Genomic DNA, 23354 nt, shown 5'->3' on the forward strand with positions numbered 1-23354 from the left:
AGCGTGGACAGGTCGTTGCCGAAGGTCGCGGTCTCCGAGGTGAACCGGTCACCCGTGAGCTGCATCCCGTCGCCGGAGTCACCCGCGAACCGGATGACCACCCGGTCCTTCGTGATGACATCGTGCTCGCCGCCGGACGGCGTGACGGCGGTGTCGTTGGACGTCATGTCGAGGTCATTCCCCGGTTCGGCTCGGGAACACAAATGTCCGGACGAGGTTAACGCCCGGTATCGCCCAGTGTCCCCGGCCCCAGTGCGACGTCACATGGTCTCCGTTCGTCCGGGCGGAACGGCGCCGGGATGCGGCCGCCCCTACCGCTTGCTGATGCGTGCCTGGAGCGCCGTGACGCGCTCCCGGAACTCCTCCGAGTGTACGGACGCAGCCTGCGCTCTCACCTCGATCTCGGTCGCCTCCTGGTGCGAAATCGCCCCGGAGGTGACGCGCATCGTGGCCTTCGTGGTCTCGATCAGCGACCGCGGCGCCGCGGCGGCCCGCCCGGCCAGTTCCCTGGCCCCGGCGAGGAGGGCCGCGTCGTCGTCGTACCGCCGCCAGACCAGGCCGACGCGCTCCGCCTCGACGGCGTCGAGCACGTCGCAGAACAGGGTCAGGGCCTTGGCCCCCTGGGCACCGAGCGCCCGGTCGACCATCCAGGTGTAGCCACCGCCGGGGTGCAGGCCGAGCTGCATGAACCGGGCGTCGAACTTCGCCCCGGGGCCCGCGAGACGCAGATCACAGGCCAGCGCCAGGTTGAGGCCCGCGCCGACGGCCGCGCCGTTGACCGCGGCGACGGTCGGCAGCGGGCACTGCGCCACGGCGAGGAAGCCGGCGTAGACGGTCTTGAGCCGCGCCGGGTCGGCCCCCTGCAGCTCGGACAGGTCCCCGCCGGCGCAGAAGGCAGGCGGCTCGCCCGTGATCACCACGGCCCCCACGGCCGGGTCGGCGACCGCCGCGTCGAGCGCGGCGACGAGCTTCTCGGACAGCTCGAGGTTCATCGCGTTGCGGCGGGCCGGGTTGGAGACTGTGAGCAGCGCGACGCCGTCCTCGACCGTCGTGCGGACTTCAGTGGTCATGGAGGGATCCTGACATCCCGGCGGGTTACCGTCCGCCGGTGACCGTGAACGACCGTCCGCTGCCCCACGACCGCGCGCCCCGACCGGGGGAGAAGGTGCGCCGCCACCACGACGGGTGTCTCGGCTGCGGGGACGTCGAGCCCGGGCTGCACCTGAGCTTCGTCGCGGGCGAGGACCTCACCGTCACCTCGGTGCTCGACGTCGCGTACTGGCAGCAGGGCGGGCCCGGGGTCGTGCACGGGGGCGTCGTCGCCGCGGCCCTCGACGAGACCATGGGTGCGCTGCAGGCCTTCTTCGGCCGCCCGGCCGTCACCGCCGAGCTGACCACGAGCTACCGCAGGCCGATCCCGGTCGGCACGCAACTGCACCTCTGGGCCCGGGTCGAGGAGCGCGAGGGGCGCAAGACGTGGACGACGGGCACCGCGCGGCTCGACGGGCCGGACGGGCCGGTCGCCGCCGAGGGCCGCGGGCTGTTCATCGACATCCGGCGCGACCACTTCGACGGGATGCCCGTGCGCGCCGTGAACCCGTGAGTCCGCTGTGAAGCCGGGCGGACCGGAACACCGCCTCCGGGCGGGTCGTTGACCCGGCAGGAACCCTGCGGAAGGAGCGGCGAGGCGGTGCACGGTCACGTCAATGGGCACGGTCACCTCAACGGGCTCAAGACGGCGGTCCTGCTGGGCGGGATGAGCGCGCTGGTCCTGGTCGTCGGGGGACTGGTGGCGGGCCGGGCCGGGCTGATCATCGCGCTGCTCGTCGCCCTCGGCATGAACGGCTACGCCTACTTCAACTCGGCGAAGATCGCGTTGCGGGCCATGCACGCGCGGCCGGTCACGGAGGCGGAGGCGCCCGGGCTCCACCGGATCGTGCGCGAGCTGAGCCAGCGGGCGCGGCAGCCGATGCCGCAGCTGTACATCAGCCCCACCAACGCGCCCAACGCCTTCGCCACCGGCCGCAACCCGCGCAACGCCGCGGTCTGCGCCACCACCGGCCTGCTCGAGCTGCTCGACGAACGCGAGCTGCGGGCGGTGCTGGGGCACGAGCTCAGCCACGTCTACAACCGCGACATCCTCATCTCCTGTGTCGCCGGCGCGATGGCGTCGATGATCAGCTTCCTGGCCACCATGGCGATGTTCGCCGGGCTCTTCGGCGGGGGCGACGAGGACCGGCCGAACCCGTTGGCCGCCATCCTGATCGCGCTGCTGGGGCCGGTCGCCGCGGGCGTCGTGCAGATGGCGGTGAGCCGCTCGCGGGAGTACCAGGCGGACGCGTCGGGCGCCGAGCTGACGGGCGACCCGCTCGCGCTGGCGTCCGCGCTGCACAAGCTGCAGTACGGCACCGCGCTCGCGCCGCTGCCGCCCGAGCCCCAGCTCGTGTCGCAGTCGCACCTGATGATCGCGAGCCCCTTCCGGGCGGGCGACCAGATGGCCAAGTGGTTCTCCACGCACCCGCCGATCGAGGACCGGATCCGGCGGCTGCAGGAGATGGCCCGCACGCGCTGACGCGCCCGTGCGCGGCAAGTGGTGCTCCAGCACCACTTACCGCGCACGGCGGGGTCAGCGCAGCTCGCGGCGCAGGATCTTGCCGCTCACCGTCTTCGGCAGCTCGTCGACGACCTCCACGATCCGCGGGTACTTGTAGGCGGCCATGCGTTCCCGGGCGAAGGCGATCAGCTCGTCGGGCTCCAGCTCCGCGCCGGCCTTGAGCGAGACCACGGCCTTCACGGTCTCGCCGCGGTACTCGTCGGGCACCCCGACCACGGCCGCCTCGCGGACCGCCGGATGCCCGTACAGGACGTCCTCCACCTCGCGCGGCCAGATCTTGTAGCCGCCCGCGTTGATCTGGTCCTTCTTGCGGTCGACCAGGTAGAACCAGCCGTCGGCGTCCATGAACCCGACGTCGCCGGTCCGCAGCTCGCCCTCCGGCAGCGCGTGCGCCGTCTCCTCCGGCTTGTTCCAGTAGCCCGGCACCACCTGCGGGCCCGCGATCACGATCTCGCCGACCTCGCCGACGGGCAGGTCGTGCCCCTCGTCGTCGACGACCCGGACCACGGTGTTCGACACCGGCACCCCGACGGACAGCGCGCCCGACGTCGGGTCGACCGGGGCGCGAGCGCCGAACGGACCCACGTGGCTCGGGCTCGTGGTCTCGGTCAGCCCGTAGGCGTTGTGGATGTACGGGCCGACCCTGCGCTCGAAGGCCTCCACGACCGCCGGCGCGACGGGCGCCCCGCCGCTGTAGACCTTCGTCAGCGACGAGAGGTCCCGGGTGGCCGCGTCGGGGTGCTCCATCAGCGCGATGTACACGGGGATCGCGCCGACCACGAACGTGGCGTGCCAGCGCTCGATCAGCTCGAGGACGGTGCCGGCGTCGAACCGGAAGCCCAGCACCACGGGTGCGCCGGTCAGCGCGGCGACGGCGAGGTGGCCGATCAGCCCGGTGATGTGGAAGAGCGGGGCGACGCCGAGGATCACGTCGTCCGGGCCGAGGTGGATCCAGTCCCGGTAGGTCATGGCGTTGAAGACGACGTTGCGGTGCGTGTTCGTCGCGCCCTTCGGCGGGCCGGTCGTGCCTGAGGTGTAGGTGAGGAAGGCGACGTCGTCGGGGCCCGGCTCGGGGACCGCGGGCGGCGGGTCGCCGGCGTGCTGCGCGATCAGCTCCTGCAAGTCGAGGGCCGTGGCGGGGCGCTGGCGGCAGCTGCCGGCCAGCAGGCCAGGGACGCCGTCGTCGCCGAGGGGGTCGAGCTCGCTCGTCGTGACCAGGGTGCGGACGGCGGTCGACGGCTGGACCTGCAGCGCGACGGGGTGCAACGACTCCAGCGCCACGAGCACCGAGGCGCCCGAGTCGGCGAGGATCACCTGCAGCTCGCGCTCGCGCAGCATCGGGTTGACCGGCACCACGATCCCGCCGGCCTTCCACACGCCGAGCATCACGACGGCCCACTGCGGGACGTTCTGGAGGTAGACCGCCACGCGGTCGCCCGGTTCCAGGCCGAGCGCGACCAGCCCGGCGGCGAGCGCGTCGGAGTCCGCGTCGACCTCGCCGACCGTGCGGGTGGTGTGGAAGTAGTGGAGGAACGGGCGTTCGGGGATCGCCTTCGCGGTCGCGCGCCACATCGCGAGGGCGGAGGGGAACTCCGGCTCGACGTCGGCCGGGACGCCCTCGTCGTACCGGGCGAGCCACGGACGGTCCGCGTAGGTGGTCATGACCGACAGTGAACCGCGTGGTGTGACTCCTGTCACTCATGTCCGCGGTCCCGGTTCTGTCGGTGGGGCGCGGCATGCTGTGCGGGTGCTGTCGACCACCAGTGAGTACGGCCTCCTGGGCGTGCGGGACGTCGACTTCCGGCTGGACCGGCACGCGCCGTCGCCGGACCTCGCCGAGCTCGTCGAGCGGCACTGGGTGGTCACGTGGGCGCTGCCGCCCGGACGGCGGGCGTCGGTCACGTTGCTGCCGCACCCGTGCGTCAACGTCGTGCTCGACCGCGGGATGCTCGCGGTCGCCGGGGTGGGGCGGGAGCGGTTCACCTACGTCTACGCCGGTGAGGGGCGGGTGTCCGGCACCAAGTTCCGGCCGGGCGCGTTCCTGCCCTTCCTGGGCCGGCCCGTCTCCACGATCACGGACGTCACGCTGCCCGCGGCGCGCCTGTGGGGTCCGCCGGCCGACGCGCTCGCGGAGTCGATGACCGGGCCCGTGCCCGAGCTGATCGGGCAGATGGAGGGGTTCCTGCGGGCGCGCTGGCCGGAGCCGGACCCGCAGGTCGCCGTGGTCGGGCGGATCGTCGCGGCGCTGCTCCGCGACCGGGAGGTGGCGCGCGTCGAGGACATCGTCGCGCGGTTCGGCGTCCCGGCCCGGACGCTGCAACGGCTGTTCGCCCGGTACGTCGGGGTGAGTCCGAAGTGGGTGCTGCGCCGCTACCGGCTGCACGAGGCGGCGGCCCGGCTCGCGGAGGAGCAGGACCGGCCGTGGGCGGAGGTGGCCGCGGAGCTGGGGTACTTCGACCAGTCGCACTTCATCCGGGACTTCGGCGCGGCGATCGGGCTGACACCGGCCGCGTACGCGCAGGCCTGCCGCCGGCGTGAGGAACCCGTCAGTGCCTAGGTTTCCGTTCGCAATCCAGCTAGGCTGGGCCGCACCGATCGAGGAGGAGTCGATGACGGACGTCCAGCCCGCCCTGAACGAGCGCACCCACCGCTGGGAGGACCCGGCCGGCATGGCCGCGGCCGCCGGGATGGACGGGCTGTCGGTCATGCGGGCGGTGATGAGCGGCGAGCTGCCCGCCCCGCCGATCGCGGGCCTGCTGGGCTTCGACCTGGAGTCGGTCGACGAGGGTCGGGCGGTGTTCACCCTCGAGCCCGGCGACCATCACTACAACCCGCTCGGCTCGGTCCACGGCGGCGTCTACGCGACCCTGCTGGACTCGGCGCTGGGCTGCGCGGTCCACACCACGCTCCCCGCCGGCGTCCGCTACACCAGCCTCGACCTGGACGTGAAGTTCCTGCGGCGCATCACCACCGCCACCGGCCTCGTCCGCGCCACGGGCTGGGTCGTGCACGGGGGCCGCAGAACCGCCCTCGCCCGCGCCGACCTCCGCGACCAGGCGGGGACGCTGCTCGCCGAGGGCAGCTCCAGCTGCATGATCTTCCGCTGAACACGCGGGCCCGCGGGTGATCCCCGGGCCGACCGGTGGGGCACACTCGTCGCGTGGCAGACGACGACACCTCCACCGCCCTCCCGCAGACCTGCGTCCGGTGCGGACAGGTCGCCCTGCTGCGGATCGTCGGGCGCTGCGGGGACTGCATCGGCACCCTCGGGCTCGCGGGCGGAGACGAGTACGCGGCCTGGCGGGCCGAGGTGAAGGCGGAGTTCGGGGCGAAGTAGGGCCGGCTTTACCTACTTTTGGCGAATCGTCAGGATGTGAGTAATCCGCTGCTCCGTTCGGCCGAAGGACAGGTCGCCACCCTCGACCGTCCGGAGCGCCGATGTCCCTCTCGCCCAGTCAGGACCACCACACCGACACCACCCCGCCGAGCGGGTCGCCCGACGTCGAGGCCCCGCAGTCCGGGACCCGTCGGCGGCTGAGCACTCCGTCCGTGGTGTACGGCGGCCTCGGAGTGCTCGCGGTCCTCATCGTCGTCCTGGTCGCTGTCGGGGTCGTCGACAAGGAGGGCCGGAGCCCGGCGTCGGCCCCTGCCGCGCCCACCGCGACCGTCAACGCGGACCCCTGCGCCCGGACCGCGTGCGCGACCGTGCCGAACCTCGTCGGGCTGACGGCGCCCCGGGCGCGTCAGGTTCTGACGCAGGCCGGGTTCACGGTGCCGTCCGACCTGGCGCGCCTCGGTGAGGACTCGACGGTCACCCGCCAGTACCCGTCCGCGCTCTACACGATGCCGACCTCGACGCTGCTCAGCCTGACCTACTACACGCCGCCGGCTCCCGCGCGGGCGATCGCCGCTCGGGACTGGGCGCTCATCGCGAAGTCCCCGGACGCCCACGTCGGTGAGCGCATCGTCGTCTACGGTCAGGTCACCCAGTTCGACTCCGCGACCGGCACCTCGGCCTTCCGCGCGAACGTCGACGGCGTCGTCCACAAGCCGTCGTACGGTTACGTCGACTACGAGACCAACACGTTCCTGAACGGGAGCGGCACGCTCTTCGCCCAGCTGGTCAAGGACGACCTGTTCCGGGCGGAGGTCACGGTCACGGGGTCCTACTCGTACTCGACGACCATGGGCGGCACCATGACCGTGCCGCAGCTGCAGGTCACCGCCATCGACGTCACCGGGACCGCGAAGTGAGCGCGGCACCCGTAGGCCCTCGGGCGAACAAGTCGCCGCGTCGGGGACGCAACGTCCTGCTGACGGTCGCGGTCCTCGGGCTGCTCGCCGTGGTGGCGGTGGGGGTCGCCGTGAACCTCGGGTCCGCGCCGTCGCCGTTCGTCACGGAGCCGGCGCGGGCGCTGACCGCGCGGGACTGGGCGCTGATCGCGAAGGACCCGGAGGCGCACTCGGGTGAGCAGGTCGTGGTGTACGGCGTGGTCACGCAGTTCGACAGCGCGACCGGTACCACGCGGTTCCGTGCCGAGGTCGACGGTGTCCCGCAGGAGAACTCGGTCTTCGGGACGAACACGATCCTGACCGGCAGCGGGCGTGCACTCGACCCGGTCGTCGAGGGTGATCTCTTCACCGCCGAGGTGACGGTGCAGGGCGCCGCGACCTACGACACCGCGCTCGGCGGCAGCGCCACGGCGCCGGAGCTGGAGGTCGACACGATCACCGTTACCGGCCACATCGGCTGACGTCGACTCCCCGCGTCACGCCCGGAAGTGCCGACTCGCGGTGTCAGAAGTCCCGACTCGCGGTGCTGGAAGTCCCGACTCGCGGTGCTGGAAGTCCCGACTCGCGGAGGGGGGCACAGCGCGACTCGCGGGGCTGGGGCGACGGTCTGGCACCTGTTCGGCGGCGACGGAAGAATTCTTCTCGCGACTGTCCCCGCCGGCCGGTCCCCGTTCGTCCCTCGGGTGACGCCGGACCCCGCCGGCGCGAGAGATCCAGGAGGATCCGATGCCCCAGTACGCAGCCCTGATCTACAACGCCGACGTCGACTGGAGCCGGCCGGAGTACGCCGACGTCACGAAGGAGTACGGCGAGTTCGGTCAGGCCGCGGCCGCCGTCCTGCGCGGCGGCGCCGCGCTCTACCAGACCGGCACCGCCACCACGGTGCGCGTGCAGGGCGGCAAGGGCGGCGACGTCGTCGCGACGGACGGGCCCTACGCCGAGACCAAGGAGGCCCTGACCGGCTTCTACCTGCTCGAGTGCGCGGATCTCGACGAGGCCGTGAAGTGGGCCGCGCAGATCCCCGGCGCCTGGGACGGCGCGGTCGAGGTCCGGCCGGTGATCGACTTCGGGTCGAACGCCGGGTGACCGACCAGCCGGCCCGCGCGGCCCTCGTCCGCCTGGTGCGCGACGAGGGCCGCCGGGTCCTGGCCACGCTCGTCCGGCAGCTCGGCGACCTCCCGCTCGCCGAGGACGCGGTGCAGGACGCGGCGCTGCGCGCCCTCGAGACCTGGCCCCGCGACGGCGTCCCCGAGCAGCCCCGCGCCTGGCTCACCCTGACCGCCCGCCGCCGGGCGGTCGACCTGCTGCGCCGGGAGGCCGCGCGGCCGGGGAAGGAGGCGCTCGCCGTGGTGCCCGAGGACCCGCCCCCGCCCGAGACGGTGCGCGACGACCTGCTCCGGCTGATCTTCGTCTGCTGTCACCCGGCGCTCGCGCACGAGACGCAGGTGGCACTGGCCCTGCGCACGCTGTGCGGGCTGTCGGTCGCCGAGGTCGGGCAGGCGCTGCTCGTGCCGGAGGAGACGATGGCGAAACGCCTGACGCGGGCCCGCCAGAAGATCACCAAGGCCGCGATCCCGTACCGCGTGCCCGACGCCCACGAGTTGCCCGACCGGCTGCGCGGCGTGCTCGCGACGGTGTACCTGCTGTTCACGGAGGGGTACGACCCGGTCGGCGAGGTCCGCCCGACCCTGGTCGAGGAGGCCGTCCGGCTCACCCGACTGCTGCGGGAGCTGATGCCGGGGGAGCCCTCGGTGCTCGGGCTGCTGGCGCTGGAGCTGCTCACCGACTCGCGCCGCGAGGCCCGGCGCGACGCCGCCGGCATGCCCGTGCTGCTCGCCGACCAGGACCGCTCGCGCTGGCGCGGCGAGCTGATCGAGGAGGGCGTGCGGCTGGTCGGGGAGGGCCTGCGGCGCAGCCCCGGCCGGCCCGATCCGTACGTGGTGCAGGCGGCGATCGCGGCGTGCCACGCCCTGGCCCCGACCTGGGCGGACACCGACTGGCCGGCGGTCGTGTCCTGGTACGACGTGCTGCTGGAGGTCGAGGACACACCGGTCGTCCGGCTGAACCGGGCGGCCGCGCTGGCCGAGCGCGACGGGCCGGCCGCCGGGCTGGAGGCGGTCGACGCCGTCGCCGGGCTGGAGCGCTATCCGCTCCGGCACGCGGCCCGGGCCGAGCTCCTCGACCGGCTGGGCGACCGCGTCGCCGCCCGTGCGGCCTACGACGCCGCGCTCGCCCTCCCGCAGGACCCCGCGCAGGCCGCCCAGCTCCGCCGCCGACGCGACCGCACGGCCGGACCGACCCCCTCCTGATGCGACCGGCGCCGGTACCTGTGCCGAGACCGGGACCTAGACCGACACCGCCACCAGCTCGTCGGCCACCCAGCGGGCGACGCCGTCCGGGTAGGGCGCCGGCAGGCCGAGCACGACGTGCCGGAAGCCGGCGTCGAGCGCCTCGTCGATCGCCGCCCGCGCGGCGTCGGGCCGGTCGTAGGAGACGGGCAGGTGGATCGACCGGACGATCGAGGCGGGGTCCCGCCCGATCTCGGCGCAGTAGCGGTCCAGCAAGGCGCTGCGCTCCACGCAGTCGGCGATGTCTCCGCCCGGGATGTTCCAGAGGTCGGCGTGCTCGGCGACCACGCGCAGCGTGGCGGCCGCCCGCCCACCGATCATGATCGGCGGGTGCGGCCGCTGGACCGGCTTCGGGTTGCCGAAGGCGCCTCGGAGCTGCACGTACGTGCCGTCGAAGTCGAACGGCTCGTCCTCCGTCCACAGCCGGGTGATCGCGGTGCACGCCTCCGCCAGGCTGCCCACCGCGTGGGCGGTGTCGTGGAAGGGCAGGCCGTGCGCCTCGTACTCGCGCCGGGCCAGCGGGTGGCTCGGGCGTGAGCCGACGCCGATCCCGAAGTCGAGCCGCCCGCCGGAGACGACGTCGACGGTCGTGGCGATCTTGGCCAGCACCGCGGGCGGCCGGAAGCGGTTGCTGGTCACCAGCAGGCCGAGGCGCAGCCGGTGGGTCTGCGCGGCGAGGGCGGAGAGCAGCGTCCAGCCTTCGAGGATCGGGCCGTCCGGGTCGCCGCCGATCGGCATCAGGTGGTCGAACAGCCAAGCGTGCTCGATCTCCGGGATCGCGTCCGCCTCGCGCCAGACCCGCAGGACGTCCTGGTACCCGACCTGCATCGGCGCGGTCATGATCCCGAAGCGCGGCCGGACCGTCGCATCCGTGTGGCTCACCGCGGTGTGCTGCATGAGCTCGTCCCCTCTCCGAGGGAGGTCTGCCATGATGATGGGCAGAAGCGGAACCTTGTTCCGCCAACGATACGGAACCGTGTTCCGGTTGTCGAGGAGGGAGTGGGTGCGGGCATGGCCGGGCAGCCCCCGCGCAGGCGCGCCGACGCACGGCGCAACGAGAAGGCACTGCTCGACGCGGCCGCCGAGGTCTTCGTCGGTGCCGGCGTGAACGCGCCGGTCCGGGACATCGCGGCGCGGGCCGGCGTCGGGACGGGCACGATCTACCGGCACTTCCCGACCCGGGCGGACCTGATCATCGCGGTGTACCGGCACCAGGTCGAGGCCTGCGCCGAGGCCGGTCCGGACCTGCTGGCGGGCAGCGACACCCCGTACGCCGCGCTGGCACGGTGGATCGACCTGTTCGTCGACTTCCTGGTCACCAAGCACGGGCTCGCCGCCGTCCTGCGCTCGGACGACGCCGGCTTCGACGCGTTGCACGCCTACTTCCTCGACCGCCTCGTCCCCGTCTGCGCCCGGCTGCTCGACGCCGCCGCCGCGGCCGGCGAGATCCGGTCCGACCTGGAGGCCTACGAGCTCATGCGGGCCGTCGGGAACCTCTGCATCGGCGCCGAGGACGACCCCCGCTACGACGCGCGCCGGCTGGTCGGGCTCCTCGTCGCCGGGCTGCGCCGGTCCCGTAGGACCGGCTCGGGCCCCGGAGCACCGTGTGGTCCGGGCCGCACGGGGTAGCCGCAGGGGGAGCGTCCGCACCCCCGAGGAGGTACGCATGGCCGAGACCGTCGGCGACCACGTCCTGCGCCGTCTGCGCGAGTGGGGGGTGGAGCAGGTCTTCGCCTACCCCGGGGACGGGATCAACGGGATCGTCGCGGCGTTCGGGAAGGCCGAGGACTCGCCGCGGTTCATCCAGTCGCGGCACGAGGAGATGTCGGCCTTCGAGGCGGTCGGGTACGCGAAGTTCTCCGGCCGGCCCGGGGTGTGCATGGCGACGTCCGGGCCGGGGGCGATCCACCTGCTCAACGGCCTCTACGACGCCAAGCTGGACCACGTGCCGGTGGTCGCGATCGTGGGGCAGACCGAGCGCAGCGCGATGGGTGGGGCGTACCAGCAGGAGGTGGACCTGCAGGCGTTGTACAAGGACGTGGCCTCGGACTACCTGGTCGAGGTCAACGTGCCGCAGCAGCTGCCGAACGCGATCGACCGGGCCTTCCGCACCGCGCTGACCCGCCGCGCCCCGACAGCGGTGATCATCCCGAGCGATCTGCAGACCGAGACCTGGGAACCGCCGGCGCACGAGTTCAAGCAGGTGCCGTCGAGCACGCCGGGCCTGCTCGCGCCGACCGTGCTGCCCGACGACGCCGACGTGGCCGCCGCCGCGGAGATCCTCAACGCGGGGGAGAAGGTCGCGATCCTGGTCGGGCAGGGCGCCCGCGGGGCCGCGGCCGAGGTCACCGAGGTCGCCGACGTCCTTGGCGCGGGGGTGGCCAAGGCGCTGCTGGGCAAGGACGTCCTGCCCGACACCGAGCCCTGGGTGACCGGGGCGATCGGGCTGCTGGGCACGCGGCCGAGCTACGAGCTGATGCGCGACTGCGACACCCTGCTGATCGTCGGCTCCAACTTCCCGTACAGCCAGTTCCTGCCGGAGTACGGGAAGGCGCGCGCGGTCCAGATCGACCTCGACGGCGCCCTGATCGGCATGCGGTACCCGACCGAGGTCAACATGGTGGCCGACGCCGGCGCCGCGCTGCGGGCGCTGCTGCCGCGGCTCGACCGCAAGACCGACCGGAGCTGGCGCGAGACGGTGGAGAAGGGTGTCACCGGCTGGTGGGAGACCATGGAGCAGCAGGCCATGGTGGCCGCCGACCCGGTGAACCCGATGCGGGTGGTGTGGGAGCTGTCGCAGCGGCTGCCCGAGGACGCGATCGTGACCGCGGACTCCGGTTCGGCGGCCAACTGGTACGCCCGCCAGCTGCGGATCCGCGGGTCCGTGCGCGGCTCGTTGTCCGGCACGCTGGCCTCGATGGGCCCGGCCGTGCCGTACGCCATCGGCGCCAAGTTCGCCCACCCCGACCGGCCGGCGATCGCGATCACCGGCGACGGGGCCATGCAGATGAACGGCATGGCCGAGCTGCTGACGATCGCGCGCTACCGGGAGCGGTGGGCCGACCAGCGGCTGGTGGTGTGCGTGTTGCACAACAACGACCTCAACCAGGTGACCTGGGAGCTGCGGGCGATGGGCGGGGCGCCGAAGTTCGAGGAGTCGCAGACACTGCCCGACGTGTCGTACGCCGACTTCGCCCGCGGGCTCGGCCTGGAGGCGATCACCGTGCGGGACCCGGACGAGCTCGGCCCGGCCTGGGACCGCGTGCTCGCGGCGGACCGGCCCGCGGTGCTGGACGTGTACTGCGACCCGGAGGTGCCGCCGATCCCGCCGCACGCCACGATCGACCAGGCGAAGTCCGCCCTGGAGGCGGTGCTCAAGGGCGACCCGTCCGCGGCGCACCTCGTGGTCGAGGGCGCCAAGACCAAGCTGCAGGAGTTCATGCCCGGGCGGAAGTGACCGGGCTCGCCGGACGGTCCCCCGCGGGCCCGCAGCGACTAGGCTGCCCGGGTGCGTGCGACGGGACCGGTCGACGAGGCCCGTGGCCTCGGCCCGGGCGGCCACTTCTGCCTGGCGTTCGACGACCGCGCCGAGTTCCGGCGGCAGGCCGCCGGGTTCCTGCACGAGGGTCTCGGGCTGGGTGAGCGGGTGCTCTACGTGGCCGACGCCCCCGAGGCGGAGCTGGCCGAGGTCGCCGCGGGGCTCGGCGCCGGGTCGCGCCCGGGTGCCGTCGGGGTCGTCACCGTGCGGTCGGTGTACGGCGCCGACGAGGTCGTCGACCCCGCCGCCCAGGTCCGCACCTATGCCGACGCCACCGACGCCGCCCTCGCCGACGGGTTCACCGGCCTGCGCGTGGCCGCCGAGATCACCGTGCTGGTGGGCGGCGCGGAGCAGCGCGACGCGTTCGCCCGCTACGAGCAGCGCATCGACCGGTACATGACCGGCCACCCGTTCTCCGCGGTCTGCGCCTACGACCGGGGCGTCCTCGGGGCGGCCGCCGTCGCCGAGCTGGCCTGCGTGCACCCGGCCGCCAGCCCCGGGGCCACCCCGTTCCGCTTCTTCGCCCGCGCGGGCGTCGGCGCCGTGCTCGGCGGGGAGGTCGACCGCACCGGCCGTGAGCTGCTCGCCCGCACGCTGGAGCGCGCCGAGCTCGGCCCGCTCGGCGACGAGCTGGTCGTCGACGCCGCGGAGCTCGGCTTCCTCGACCACCGCGGGCTGCTCCTGCTCGACGAGCTGGGCCGCCGCGAGGAGGTCGTCGTCGCCCTGCGCGGCGCCCCGGGCGTCGTCGGACGGATGGCCGGGCTGCTGGAGCTCGCGCGGGTCCGGGTGGACGTCGTGGACCCGGCCGCATGAGGACCGGGCCGGCGGCGGGCGCGGAGGGGTACCTCCACGAGGTGGTGCTCCACGGCGCCGACGAGGAGTTCCTGGCCGTCGTCGCGCCGTTCGTGCGGGAGGGCGTGGCGGCAGGCGAGCCCACCATCGTCGCGCTGGGGGAGCACGAGGCCGCGCTGCTCCGGCGGGCCATGCCCCGGGGCACCGGGGTGTCCTGGCTGTCCGCGGCCGCGCAGTACCGGACACCGGCGTCGGCCATCCGCACCTATCGCGAGCAGTTCGCGGAGGCGGTCGGGTCCGGCGTGCCGCAGGTCCGGCTGGTCGGGAACGTGCCGCACCCCGGGTACGGCGCCCCCTGGGGCGGGTGGCTGCGCTACGAGGCCGCGGTCAACCAGGCCTTCGCGACCTTCCCCGTCTGGTCGCTGTGTTCGTACGACACCCGGACCACGCCCCGCGCGGTCCTCGACGACGTCGTCCGCACCCACCCTCACCTGGTCGGGCCGGACGGCACGCGGCGGCCCAACCCGGGCTTCGTCGACCCGGAGGAGGTGCTGGTCGAGGGCATGCGGGCGCCGCTGCCCGCCGAGCCGGGACCACCCGCCCTCGTCCTCGACGACCCGAGCCCCGCCACGGCCCGGCACGCCCTGCTCGGCCTCGCGACCCGGCTGGACCGCGACGAGCTGGAGGACCTGGTCCTCGCGCTGAGCGAGGTCGTGGACAACGCCTGGGTGCACGGCGCCCCGCCGGTGCGGGTCGCCTTGTGGACCGGCGAGCGGACCGTGGTGACGGTGACCGACACCGGCGCCGGCCCGAGCGATCCCTACGCCGGCCTGCTCCCGGCCAAGGGCAGCACGACGGCCGGGCTCGGGCTGTGGATGGCCCACCAGCTCGGCCGGGAGGTCAGCCTGCACCGCGGGCCCGAGGGCTTCACGGTGCGGATGACCGCCGGACCCTCCTGACCGGGATCAGGGCTCGACGACGTTCGTGATCTTGGTCGCGTTCTCCGGGGCGGCCTGGAACTGCTGCAGCACCTGCTGGATCTTCTGCGTCCCCTCGGCCCCGGCCGGGTAGGGCTTGTTCTGCACGAGGATCTGCGCCCAGTTCTCCGGGTCGTCCACGCCGTTGGTGCGCAGGGCGGCGGCCAGGTCCTTCTCCGACGACGAGCTGATCGACGTCTTCACGGGCTGCCCCGGCGCCGCGCTGACCGTGTTGTCCACGCCCGGCTGGTCGCTGCCGCTGCGCGACCCACCCGCGCAGCCGGCCAGGGCGAGCGCGGCGAGGCCGGCGAGCACGCCCGCCGCGATCCGGCGCGTCGGCGTCGTGGTCCTGCTGCTGGTGGTCATTCGGGCACTCCTCCGGCGTCGGTGACGGCGGGGAGGTACCCGGGACCACGCCGGGGACACCTCGGGAAGATCACCACCCGCGGGTCAGCCGTCGCCGTGCTCCTCACCGGGTTCCATCGGCATGCTCGGGGCGCCCGGGCGCGGGACCTCGGTCGGGTCCGACTCCAGCGCCTCCGGGTCCTCCTGCTCGGGGAAGTGACGCACGGGCTCGTCCCCGGGTTCCTGCTCCTCGTGCGGTCCGCTCATGGGTGCCTCCTCGTTCCGTGTCCGGGGTGGCGCCGCCGCGCCTCGCCCCACCAGATCGCCCCGGCCGTGCCGACCACGACGGCCGCCACGAGGAGCCCGAGGTTCAGCGTCAGCAGCCCCGCGACCGTGAGGGCCACGGCCACCGCCAGGATCACGGCGGCACCGACGAGCTCGACGCGTGGATCGACGTTCCCGGTCCGGCCCGTGACGGCCGCGAGGGCCCGCCACTCGTCACCGTGCGGCACGGCGTCACCTGCTCCCTGACATGCCTCGGCTTCCCGGCGACGACGGCCGACGGGAAAGGTGTCGTACCCGTCCCACGGCATTCCATGCATCCGGCCACGACGACCGCCCGGCCCCGCGGGAGGCGGGCGCGAGGCCTGCACCGGGTCCCGCGGATCCGGCTACGCTTCGACTCCCCGGACGGATCGACGTCGGAACGGAGCCTCGATGACCCGGCCCGACGAGACGCTGCGCCCGCAGGTCGCGGAGGAGAGCGTCTTCGCGCGCGGTGGCGAGCTCGGCCGGATCATGGCGGGCTGGGACTGGGCCGCGACGTCCGTGGGGCAGCCGGAGACCTGGCCGTCGGCCCTGCGCAACGTCGTGCGGATACTGCTCGGCTCGCGCTTCTCCATGTGGATGGGCTGGGGCCCCGAGCTCGCCTTCTTCTACAACGACGCCTACCAGCGGGACACGCTGCGGGCCAAGCACCCGTGGGCGATCGGGCGGCCGGCCCGCGAGGTGTGGGCGGAGATCTGGGCGGACATCGGCCCGCGTATCGCCTCGGTGCTGGAGACCGGTGAGGCGACCTGGGACGAGGACCTGCTGCTGATCCTCGAGCGGTCCGGCTACCCCGAGGAGACGTACCACACGTTCTCCTACAGCCCGCTGGCCGACGACACCGGCGCCATCCCGGGCTTCCTCTGCGTCGTCACGGAGAACACCGACCGGGTCCTCGGCGAGCGGCGGATGTCCATCCTGCGTGCGCTGTCGAGTGCCGTCACCAGTGCGCGCACGGAGAGCGCCGTGCTCGAGGCCGCGCGCGACCTGCTCGCGACCAGCACCCGCGACCTGCCGTTCTCCCTCGTCTACCTGTTCGACGACGACGGCGGGGCCCGGCTGGCCTGCTCGGCCGGGATCGAGGCGGGCACCCCGGCGGCGCCGGAGCGGCTCGGGCCGGACGGGCCGTGGCCGGTCCACGCGGCGCGGGCCGGCCGGACGACCGTGCTCGACGACCTCGGCCGGCGGTTCGCGGGGCTGCCCACCGGGGAGTGGGACCGGCCGCCGACCGAGGCCGCGGTCCTGCCGCTCGGCTCCGAGGACGCCGTGGTCGGCTTCGTGGTCGTGGGTCTCAACCCCTACCGCCGCTACGACGAGGGGTACCGCGGTTTCGTCGAGCTGCTGGTCGCGCAGATCGCGTCCGGCCTGCAGGGCGCCCGCGCCTACGAGGCCGAGCGCCACCGCGCCGAGGCGCTGGCCGAGCTCGACCGGGCGAAGACCGACTTCTTCTCCAACGTCAGCCACGAGTTCCGCACGCCGCTCACCCTGATCATGGGGCCGGTCGAGGAGCTGCGGGCGAGCGAGGGGATCCCGGCGGAGCGGCTGCGCACGGAGCTCGACGTGATCCACCGCAACGGGCTGCGGCTGGGCAAGCTGGTGAACAGCCTGCTCGACTACTCGCGGCTGCAGGCGGGCCGGATCGAGGCCCGCTTCGAGCCGCTGGACCTCGGGGTCTTCACCGCCGAGCTGGCCGGGGCGTTCCGCTCCGCGATCGAGCACGCCGGGCTCGAGCTCGTGATCGACTGTCCGACCCTCCCGCGACCCGTGCACCTCGACCGGGACAGCTGGGAGAAGGTCGTCCTCAACCTGCTGTCCAACGCGCTGAAGTTCACCTTCGAGGGCGCGGTCACGGTCCGGCTGCGGGAGGTCGACGGCGCCGCCGTGCTCACCGTCGCGGACACCGGCGTCGGCATCCCGGAGGCCGAGATGCCGCGGCTGTTCGAGCGCTTCCACCGGGTCACCGGCACGCGGTCGCGGTCGGCCGAGGGGAGCGGCATCGGGCTGGCGATGGTGCGGGAGCTGGCGGCCCTGCACGGCGGCACGGTGAGCGCGGAGAGCACCCTCGACGTCGGCACCACCTTCACCGTCACCGTCCCGCTGGGCACCGCGCACCTGCCCGCGGACCGGGTCGTGGAGGCGCCGGAGGAACCGCAGCCGGCTCCGTCGCCCACTTCGTCGCCCGCGTCGTCGTCGATCGAGCCGTTCGTCACGGAGGCCCTGCGCTGGCTGCCGAGCGAGCCGGAGGAGCCCTCCGACGGGATCGCCCCGGCCCCGTCCGTCGTGGGCGGCCGGGTGCTGGTCGCCGACGACAACGCCGACATGCGGGACTACCTGCGGCGGCTGCTCGATCCGCGGTACGCGGTCCAGGTGGTGGCGGACGGCCGGGCCGCTCTCGAGGCGGTGCTTGCGGACCCGCCGGACCTGGTCGTGTCCGACGTGATGATGCCCGAGCTCGACGGGATCGCCCTGCTCGGCGCGCTGCGCGCGGACCCGCGGACGGCCCGCGTGCCGGTGCTGCTGCTGTCGGCCCGGGCGGGGCAGGAGGCGGCCGTCGAGGGTCTCGCCTTCGGCGCGGACGACTACCTGACCAAGCCCTTCGCCGCCCGCGAGCTGCTGGCCCGCGTCGACGGGCACCTGCGGCTCGGCCGCGCCCGCGCCGACGCCGAGCGCCGCTTCCGGGCCCTCGCCGATGCCACCCCGGCCCTCATCTGGGCCGACGGGGCCGACGGCGGACGGCTCTTCGTCAACAAGGCGTGGCGGGAGTACACGGGCGGCGGCGAGGCGGACCTCGGCGCCGGCTGGCGCGCCCGGATCCACCCGGACGACCTGGCCGGCTACGACGAGCGCCGCGCCGCCGCGGCGGGCGGCGTCTTCGAGGCCGAGTACCGGCTCCGCCGTGCCGACGGCCGCTACCGCTGGGTCCTCGACCGGGGCGCCCCGCTGAACCCGGCGGCGGAGGAGCGCGGGTACGTCGGCGGCTGCCTCGACATCGACGACCGGTACCGCGAGCAGGAGCGCCAGCGCGTCCTCGGCCTGCTGGGCGGGGCGATGGACCGGGAGCGCACCGTCGCCGCGCGGCGGGAGGTGCTCGTCCGCGCGCTCGTCGACGAGGGGGTCGCCGACCTGGCCCGGCTGATCGTCGTCGACGACACGGGCGCGTCCCGGGTGGTCGCGCTCGCAGCCCGCGACGCCGCCCAGGAGGCCGACCTCGCCCGGCTCGAGGCCGCTTCACGGTGGGCCGGCGAGGTGCTCGCCGACGGCCGCCCCGCCACCGCCGCGGTCGACGAGAGCTACATCGTGGGCGCCTCGGCCGACCCGGAGCAGCAGGACGTGCGCCGCCGGCTCGACCTGCGCACCGTCTCGCTCGTGCCGCTGGTCGCCCGCGGGCGGGTGGGCGGGCTGCTGGCCACCGCGCGGACGGGCGCGTCGGCGCCACAGGACGCGCTGGACCTGGCCCTGCTCGAGGAGATCGGCCGGCGCGCGGCGACCGCGATCGACAACGCCCAGCTCTTCGAGAGCGAGCGGGACACGAGCCACCGGCTGACGCTCCTGCAGGAGGCGACCGCCGCCCTGTCCGCCGCCGCGACCCGGGGCCGGGTCGCGCAGACGGCGGTGGCGCAGTTCGCGCAGCTGATGAAGACCTCGTCGGTGGCGCTCTGGGAGCTGCGCGGATCCGGCACGCTCGAGTCGCTGTACTCCGTCGGTTGGCCACCGGCCGTGGAGCGGGACTGGGCGAGCGTGCCCGAGAACGCCCGCGCCCCCGTCGCCGACGCGGTGCGCCACGGCGCCCCGGTGTGGGTCGAGCGGGACGAGGACTGGGCGAGGGACTACCCGCACCTGCGCGGGCTCGTCCGCGAGGAGTACGGCTACTCCGGCGCGGCGGCCGTCCCGCTGCTGGTGGCGGGGCGCTGCATCGGCGTGGTGGCGCTCGGCTTCGTCGAGCCGCGGCGGCTGGCGGCCACCGAGCGGGCGGCGGCCGTGTCGCTCGCCGAGCAGAGCGCGCAGGCGCTGCAGCGGGCCGAGCTGCTCGCCGCCGAGAGCCACGCCCGGCTGGCCGCCGAGAACTTCAGCCGGGTCGTCTCCGCGCTGTCCGGCGCGGCGCGGTCCGCGGAGGTCGCCGAGGTGATCCTGGGGCACGCCGAGGAGATCGGGGCGTCGTCCGCCGTCGTCGCGGTGCGGCGCGCCGACCAGCTGGAGGTGCTCGCGGCCTACCCGCCGGCGTCGGTCCGCTGGATCGCGGCGGACGTCCCGCGCCCGCTGGCCTACGCCGCCCGCACGGGCGAGCCGGTGTGGGTCGGCACCCGCAGCCCGCACGCCTGGTCGGACCGCCGGCTCGACGAGGGCGGCGGTGAGCTGCCGGACCAGGTCGCCGTGCCGCTCTCGCTCGGCGGCACCCCGCTCGGCGTGCTCGGCCTGCGGTTCCCCGACGGCGGGCCGGAGCTCTCCGACGAGGCCCGCGCCGCGTTGCTGACCGTGGCCGAGCAGTGCGCGCAGGCGCTCGACCGGGCCCGGCTGCACGAGGCGGAGCACGAGATCGCGGCCGTCCTGCAGCGCAGCCTCCTCCCCGCCGAACCGCCGACCTTCCCGCGGCTGCGCAGCGCCACCCGGTACCGGCCCGGCGCCGCCGGGGTCCAGGCGGGCGGCGACTGGTACGACGTCTTCGCCGTCGACGACGACCGGATCGCCCTGTCCGTCGGCGACGTCGTCGGGCAGGGGCCGGCCGCCGCCGCGGTGATGGGGCAGCTGCGGGTGGCGCTGTCCGGCGCCCTCCGCCAAGGGCACTCGCCGGCGTCCGCGTTGGAGATCCTCGACGCGCACGTGTCGTGGATCCCGGGCTCCCGCGCGTCGACCGCTGCCTGCCTGCTGCTCGACCGCGCCTCCGGCACGCTGCGCTGGGCCCGCGCCGGGCACCTGCCGCCGCTGCTGGTCGACCGGGACGGCGCCCGCTATCTCGACGACACCCTCGGTCCCGTGCTGGGGCTGCCCGACCGCTCGCCGTTCACCGAGGGCTCGACCACCATCCGGCCGGGCACCACGCTGCTGCTCTACACGGACGGCCTGGTCGAACGGCGCGGCGAGGTGGTCGACGACGGCCTGGCCCGGCTGGCGGCGGCGGCCGCGCGCCGCGCGGGCGAGGGCCCCGACGAGCTGGTGGACCACCTCCTCGCCGAGGTCGTGGAGCGGCACGGGCACGCGGACGACATCGCGCTCGTCGCGGTGCGGCTGCTCCCGGCCCCCCTGGACGCCCGCTACCCCGCGGCCCCCGAGGTCCTGCGCCGGATGCGCGCGGACGTCCGGACCTGGGCGGAGGAGGCGGCGTTGCCGAAGCTCCTCCTCGAGGACCTGCAGCTGGCCCTCGGCGAGGCCGCCGCCAACTCCGTCGACCACGCCTACCGCAGCAGCGATCCCGAGGGGTTCGCCATCGCGCTGGAGCTCGAGACGGACGGCGGGGTCCGGGTCGGCGTGCGGGACCACGGACACTGGCGTCCGGAGCGGGCCGACAAGGGGTTCCGGGGGCGCGGCCTCGACCTCATCCGGGCGCTCGCCGGCGAGGTCGAGATCGGCCGGCACGAGGCCGGCACGCTCGTCACGTTCCGGCTGGAGCCGGGCGCCGAGCGGGAGCCCGGGCCGCTGCCGGCCGGGCCGCCCGCCGCGGCCCCCGCCGTCCGGGCCCCGGCGGGTCTGACGGTGCAGCGGGACGGGACCGGGCTGCGGCTCGCCCTCCACGGGGACCTCGACCTGAGCGGGATCGACGACGTCCGCGAGCCGCTCGAGGCCGCCCTCACCCCGTCCGGCGCCGTCGCCCCCGTGGTCCTCGACCTCACCGGCGTCGGCTACCTGCCCAGCGCGGGCATCGGCATGCTCGTCGACCTCGCCGGCGACGCCCGGGCCCGCGGTGTGGTGCTCCGGGTCGAGCGTCCGGAGACGGGCCCGGTGGCGCGGGTCCTCGCCCTGACCGGACTCGACGGCGACGGACCGCTGGGCGGTGCGTGATCCCGGGATAGGGAGGGCGTAGGCACGGGATGGGCGGTTCCACCGACGCGCCCACAGCCGTGCCCGACCTACCGTTCTCCCAGGTCAGCGGGACGTCCCCGGGACCGAGACGAGGAGAACACGATGCCCACCTTCCTGATCGAGCGCACGATCCCCGGCGCCGCCGGCCTCACCCCCGAGCAGATCCGCGAGATCGCCTGCACCTCCAACGGCGTGGTCGAGGGCCTCGGCGTGGCCTACACCTGGCACCGCAGCTACGTGGCCGGCGACAAGATCTACTGCGTGCACGAGACCGACGACGCCGAGACGGTGCGCGAGCACGCCCGCCGCGGCGGCTTCCCCGCCGACCTGGTCGTCGAGGTGGCGACCGAGTTCGGGCCGCACAGCGCCGACTCCTGACCGGGGCCGATTCCTGACCGGGGCCGATTCCTGACCGGGGCCGATTCCTGACCGGGGCCGATTCCTGACCGGTCAGGCGCGCACGCCCATTCGGCGTGCGGCCGCGGCGGCCTCGCCGCGGGAGCGCACCCCCAGCTTCGCCAGGACCGCCGACACGTGGTGGTCGGCGGTCCTCGGCGAGATCACCAGCCGGGCGGCGATGTCGGCGTTGCTCAGCCCTTCGACGAGCAGCCCGAGCACGTCGAGCTGCCGCGCGGTGAGGCCCGCCGGGTTGGCGCGGGTGGCGGGGGCCGGGCCCCGGGGGATCCCGTTCACCCCGAGCTCGCGCAGCCGGGCGCGGAACCGGGCCGCGACGGCCGCGGCGCCCAGCTCGTCGAGCACGGGCAGGGCGGCGAGCAGGTCCGCGGGTTCGCCGGCGTCCCAGAGGGCGAGGGCGCGCTCGTAGGGCCGGTCGCCCTCGTCGGTGCCCTGCTCCGGCTCCGGCCCGTCGGGTACCGGCGGCAACGGCGGCAGACCGGCCGCGGACATCCGCGCCGACCAGCGCCGGACCGGCGCGAGGGTCTGGCGCCGGCCGCTGAACGGCTCCGCGAGCAGCCGGGCGACGACCGGCTCCGCCAGCCGCGGATCGGGCCGGCGCAGCAGCCAGGCCTGCTCCGCGAGCGCCGCGACGGCGGCGGCGAGGGCGGCGGGCGCGTCGAGGCCCGTCGCGATCCGCCACCCGACGTCGAGGTCCGGGTTCTCCGGGGGTGCGGAGCGCCGCGCGGTCAGCACCCCCAGCACGAGGCGGGGCCACAGCCGGCCGAGCGGCATCTCGCCGCGGTCGAGGACGGCGCGCGCGTCCTCCTCGGCTTCGGCCCAGCGGCCCTGCAGCAGCCGCAGCCGGGCGCGGACGCCACGCTGCCACATCGTGCAGATCTGCACGTCCAGCCGCTCGCTCAGGGCGAGGGCCTCCGCCAGCACCGCGTCGGCCTCGGCGAATCGGCCCTGCTCGACGTCGAGGTGCGCGAGGTTGCTCACCGGCGCGGTCGCGAGCTCGTCGAGCTTCCTGCGGACGCCGGTGGCGCTCGCGTCGAGGAGATCGGTGCGGGCGGCGACGTCCCCGCCCAGCAGGCGCGCGATGGACAGCCCGATCGCGGCGGTGCCGTGCAGGGCGGGGTCGGCGAGCTCGTCGGCGATCCGCTGCGCGTCCTCCCCGGCCCGGGCGGCGCCGGGCCCGTCGCCGCGGTGGGCGGCGAGGTACGCGTGGTTGGCGAGCGCGAATCCCCACTCGCGGGGGTCGTCGGCACCGGCGAGGATCTCGCGCGCCGCGCGGTCGTGCTCGGCCGCGGCGGCGCCGTCGCCGTGGTACCAGGCGTAGTCCGAGATGATCCGGTGCCCGGCGCCGACGGCCACCGCGTCGCCCAGCTCGCGCCGCAGCCCGACCGCGCGGGTCAGCACGTCGATCGCCTCCGCGAGCCGGTCGGTGAGGTAGAGCTCGGTGCCGAGCGCCTCCAGGAGCTCCGCGCGGGTGGTGGGTTCGACGAGCGCGGTGCCGTGCTCGGTGGCCGGTTCGGTGTGCTGCTGGGTGCACTGCTCGGTGATCTGCTCGGTGATCTGCTCGGTCGCCTCGAGTGCGAGGCGGTAGAGCTCGGCGGCCTGGCGGTGGGCGCCCGAGCGGGCCGCCTCGGCCGCGGCGGCCCGCGCGTGGCGCAGGACCCGTGCCACGTCGCCGGCCGCGGCGGAGTGGT

22 protein-coding genes are annotated in these 23354 nt (G+C 74.8%); 15 read left to right on the forward strand and 7 right to left on the reverse strand.

Translation table 11 applies throughout. The features are described from left to right. Positions 1–311: 311 nt before the first annotated feature. A complete protein-coding gene (locus AB0B41_RS35740) occupies positions 312–1070 on the reverse strand; it encodes an enoyl-CoA hydratase (RefSeq protein ID WP_358211349.1) in 759 nt (252 codons plus the stop codon). A gap of 38 nt (positions 1071–1108) precedes the next feature. Here AB0B41_RS35740 and AB0B41_RS35745 point away from each other — a divergent pair, with 38 nt between their 5' ends. Continuing rightward, positions 1109–1603, forward strand: coding sequence for a hotdog domain-containing protein (locus AB0B41_RS35745; RefSeq protein WP_358211351.1), 495 nt, complete (start codon positions 1109–1111; stop codon positions 1601–1603). 87 nt (positions 1604–1690) lie between these two features. Continuing rightward, positions 1691–2572, forward strand: coding sequence for a zinc metalloprotease HtpX (gene htpX / locus AB0B41_RS35750; RefSeq protein ID WP_358211353.1), 882 nt, complete (start codon positions 1691–1693; stop codon positions 2570–2572). Between the two features lie 54 nt (positions 2573–2626). Here the strand turns inward: htpX and AB0B41_RS35755 are convergent, their stop codons facing one another. After that, positions 2627–4276 (reverse strand): AMP-binding protein, encoded by a 1650-nt coding sequence (locus AB0B41_RS35755; RefSeq protein ID WP_358211355.1) that lies wholly within the window; start codon positions 4274–4276, stop codon positions 2627–2629. An 85-nt stretch (positions 4277–4361) separates the two neighbouring features. On the opposite strand from AB0B41_RS35755, the gene AB0B41_RS35760 reads away from it, so the two are divergent. The 7 genes from AB0B41_RS35760 to AB0B41_RS35790 all read left to right on the forward strand — a co-directional run bounded on the left by AB0B41_RS35760 (position 4362) and on the right by AB0B41_RS35790 (position 9216). Then, positions 4362–5171 carry a helix-turn-helix domain-containing protein gene (locus AB0B41_RS35760; RefSeq protein ID WP_358211357.1) on the forward strand — a complete coding sequence of 270 codons (810 nt, stop codon included), beginning with the start codon at positions 4362–4364 and terminating at the stop codon, positions 5169–5171. A 52-nt stretch (positions 5172–5223) separates the two neighbouring features. Beyond that, on the forward strand, positions 5224–5721 hold the full coding sequence (locus AB0B41_RS35765) for a PaaI family thioesterase (protein ID WP_358211359.1): 498 nt from the start codon (positions 5224–5226) through the stop codon (positions 5719–5721). 53 nt (positions 5722–5774) lie between these two features. Then, positions 5775–5951: a hypothetical protein gene (locus tag AB0B41_RS35770; RefSeq protein WP_156068105.1), complete on the forward strand. Its 177-nt coding sequence runs from the start codon at positions 5775–5777 to the stop codon at positions 5949–5951. Between the two features lie 101 nt (positions 5952–6052). Further along, positions 6053–6868, forward strand: coding sequence for a PASTA domain-containing protein (locus tag AB0B41_RS35775; protein ID WP_358211361.1), 816 nt, complete (start codon positions 6053–6055; stop codon positions 6866–6868). Then, positions 6865–7368 (forward strand): hypothetical protein, encoded by a 504-nt coding sequence (locus tag AB0B41_RS35780; protein WP_358211363.1) that lies wholly within the window; start codon positions 6865–6867, stop codon positions 7366–7368. Before AB0B41_RS35775 ends, AB0B41_RS35780 begins: the two co-directional genes overlap by 4 nt. Positions 7369–7633: 265 nt before the next feature. Then, on the forward strand, positions 7634–7993 hold the full coding sequence (locus AB0B41_RS35785; RefSeq protein WP_358211365.1) for a YciI family protein: 360 nt from the start codon (positions 7634–7636) through the stop codon (positions 7991–7993). Then, positions 7990–9216, forward strand: a complete 1227-nt coding sequence (locus tag AB0B41_RS35790) for a sigma-70 family RNA polymerase sigma factor (RefSeq protein WP_358211367.1) — start codon at positions 7990–7992, stop codon at positions 9214–9216. Before AB0B41_RS35785 ends, AB0B41_RS35790 begins: the two co-directional genes overlap by 4 nt. A 36-nt stretch (positions 9217–9252) precedes the next feature. Here the strand turns inward: AB0B41_RS35790 and AB0B41_RS35795 are convergent, their stop codons facing one another. Further along, positions 9253–10152: an LLM class flavin-dependent oxidoreductase gene (locus tag AB0B41_RS35795; protein ID WP_358211369.1), complete on the reverse strand. Its 900-nt coding sequence runs from the start codon at positions 10150–10152 to the stop codon at positions 9253–9255. Positions 10153–10266: 114 nt separating this feature from the next. Here AB0B41_RS35795 and AB0B41_RS35800 point away from each other — a divergent pair, with 114 nt between their 5' ends. From AB0B41_RS35800 to AB0B41_RS35815, 4 genes are read left to right on the forward strand one after another with little or no spacing between them, the layout of a single operon-like run. Further along, entirely contained in the window at positions 10267–10884 is a 618-nt protein-coding gene (locus AB0B41_RS35800; RefSeq protein WP_358211371.1) for a TetR/AcrR family transcriptional regulator, read from the forward strand. A 37-nt stretch (positions 10885–10921) separates the two neighbouring features. Next, positions 10922–12712: a thiamine pyrophosphate-requiring protein gene (locus tag AB0B41_RS35805; RefSeq protein WP_358211373.1), complete on the forward strand. Its 1791-nt coding sequence runs from the start codon at positions 10922–10924 to the stop codon at positions 12710–12712. 51 nt (positions 12713–12763) lie between these two features. Further along, on the forward strand, positions 12764–13606 hold the full coding sequence (locus AB0B41_RS35810; protein WP_358211375.1) for an MEDS domain-containing protein: 843 nt from the start codon (positions 12764–12766) through the stop codon (positions 13604–13606). Next, a complete protein-coding gene (locus AB0B41_RS35815; protein WP_358211377.1) occupies positions 13603–14544 on the forward strand; it encodes a sensor histidine kinase in 942 nt (313 codons plus the stop codon). The genes AB0B41_RS35810 and AB0B41_RS35815 overlap by 4 nt, the downstream gene beginning before the upstream one ends. Before the next feature lie 6 nt (positions 14545–14550). Here the strand turns inward: AB0B41_RS35815 and AB0B41_RS35820 are convergent, their stop codons facing one another. From AB0B41_RS35820 to AB0B41_RS35830, 3 genes are all read right to left on the reverse strand, one after another. Beyond that, positions 14551–14928 (reverse strand): hypothetical protein, encoded by a 378-nt coding sequence (locus AB0B41_RS35820; protein WP_358211379.1) that lies wholly within the window; start codon positions 14926–14928, stop codon positions 14551–14553. Positions 14929–15012: 84 nt separating this feature from the next. Beyond that, entirely contained in the window at positions 15013–15174 is a 162-nt protein-coding gene (locus tag AB0B41_RS35825; RefSeq protein ID WP_358211381.1) for a hypothetical protein, read from the reverse strand. Then, a complete protein-coding gene (locus AB0B41_RS35830; RefSeq protein ID WP_358211383.1) occupies positions 15171–15419 on the reverse strand; it encodes a hypothetical protein in 249 nt (82 codons plus the stop codon). The genes AB0B41_RS35825 and AB0B41_RS35830 overlap by 4 nt, the downstream gene beginning before the upstream one ends. A 205-nt stretch (positions 15420–15624) precedes the next feature. Between AB0B41_RS35830 and AB0B41_RS35835 the strand changes: the two genes are divergently transcribed. Beyond that, positions 15625–21228, forward strand: coding sequence for a SpoIIE family protein phosphatase (locus AB0B41_RS35835; protein WP_358211385.1), 5604 nt, complete (start codon positions 15625–15627; stop codon positions 21226–21228). A gap of 123 nt (positions 21229–21351) precedes the next feature. After that, entirely contained in the window at positions 21352–21627 is a 276-nt protein-coding gene (locus AB0B41_RS35840; protein ID WP_358211387.1) for a DUF4242 domain-containing protein, read from the forward strand. A 72-nt stretch (positions 21628–21699) separates the two neighbouring features. Here AB0B41_RS35840 and AB0B41_RS35845 read toward each other — a convergent pair. Continuing rightward, positions 21700–23354 (reverse strand): helix-turn-helix transcriptional regulator (locus AB0B41_RS35845; protein ID WP_358211389.1); only part of this gene is annotated, 1655 nt, incomplete at its 5' end.

This window comes from Pseudonocardia sp. NPDC049154, from assembly GCF_040648315.1.
In the GTDB taxonomy this organism is placed as follows: domain Bacteria; phylum Actinomycetota; class Actinomycetes; order Mycobacteriales; family Pseudonocardiaceae; genus Pseudonocardia.

Excerpts from the sequence above, each read along its gene's own strand:
- AB0B41_RS35800 (WP_358211371.1), top strand. The coding sequence starts at position 10,267 with ATGGCCGGGCAGCCCCCGCGCAGGCGCGCCGACGCACGGCGCAACGAG.
- AB0B41_RS35835 (WP_358211385.1), top strand. The coding sequence starts at position 15,625 with ATGACCCGGCCCGACGAGACGCTGCGCCCGCAGGTCGCGGAGGAGAGC.
- AB0B41_RS35785 (WP_358211365.1), top strand. The coding sequence starts at position 7,634 with ATGCCCCAGTACGCAGCCCTGATCTACAACGCCGACGTCGACTGGAGC.
- AB0B41_RS35805 (WP_358211373.1), top strand. The coding sequence starts at position 10,922 with ATGGCCGAGACCGTCGGCGACCACGTCCTGCGCCGTCTGCGCGAGTGG.
- AB0B41_RS35765 (WP_358211359.1), top strand. The coding sequence starts at position 5,224 with ATGACGGACGTCCAGCCCGCCCTGAACGAGCGCACCCACCGCTGGGAG.
- AB0B41_RS35815 (WP_358211377.1), top strand. The coding sequence starts at position 13,603 with ATGAGGACCGGGCCGGCGGCGGGCGCGGAGGGGTACCTCCACGAGGTG.
- AB0B41_RS35740 (WP_358211349.1), bottom strand. The coding sequence starts at position 1,070 with ATGACCACTGAAGTCCGCACGACGGTCGAGGACGGCGTCGCGCTGCTC.
- AB0B41_RS35825 (WP_358211381.1), bottom strand. The coding sequence starts at position 15,174 with ATGAGCGGACCGCACGAGGAGCAGGAACCCGGGGACGAGCCCGTGCGT.
- AB0B41_RS35795 (WP_358211369.1), bottom strand. The coding sequence starts at position 10,152 with ATGCAGCACACCGCGGTGAGCCACACGGATGCGACGGTCCGGCCGCGC.
- AB0B41_RS35755 (WP_358211355.1), bottom strand. The coding sequence starts at position 4,276 with ATGACCACCTACGCGGACCGTCCGTGGCTCGCCCGGTACGACGAGGGC.
- AB0B41_RS35775 (WP_358211361.1), top strand. The coding sequence starts at position 6,053 with ATGTCCCTCTCGCCCAGTCAGGACCACCACACCGACACCACCCCGCCG.
- AB0B41_RS35820 (WP_358211379.1), bottom strand. The coding sequence starts at position 14,928 with ATGACCACCAGCAGCAGGACCACGACGCCGACGCGCCGGATCGCGGCG.
- AB0B41_RS35840 (WP_358211387.1), top strand. The coding sequence starts at position 21,352 with ATGCCCACCTTCCTGATCGAGCGCACGATCCCCGGCGCCGCCGGCCTC.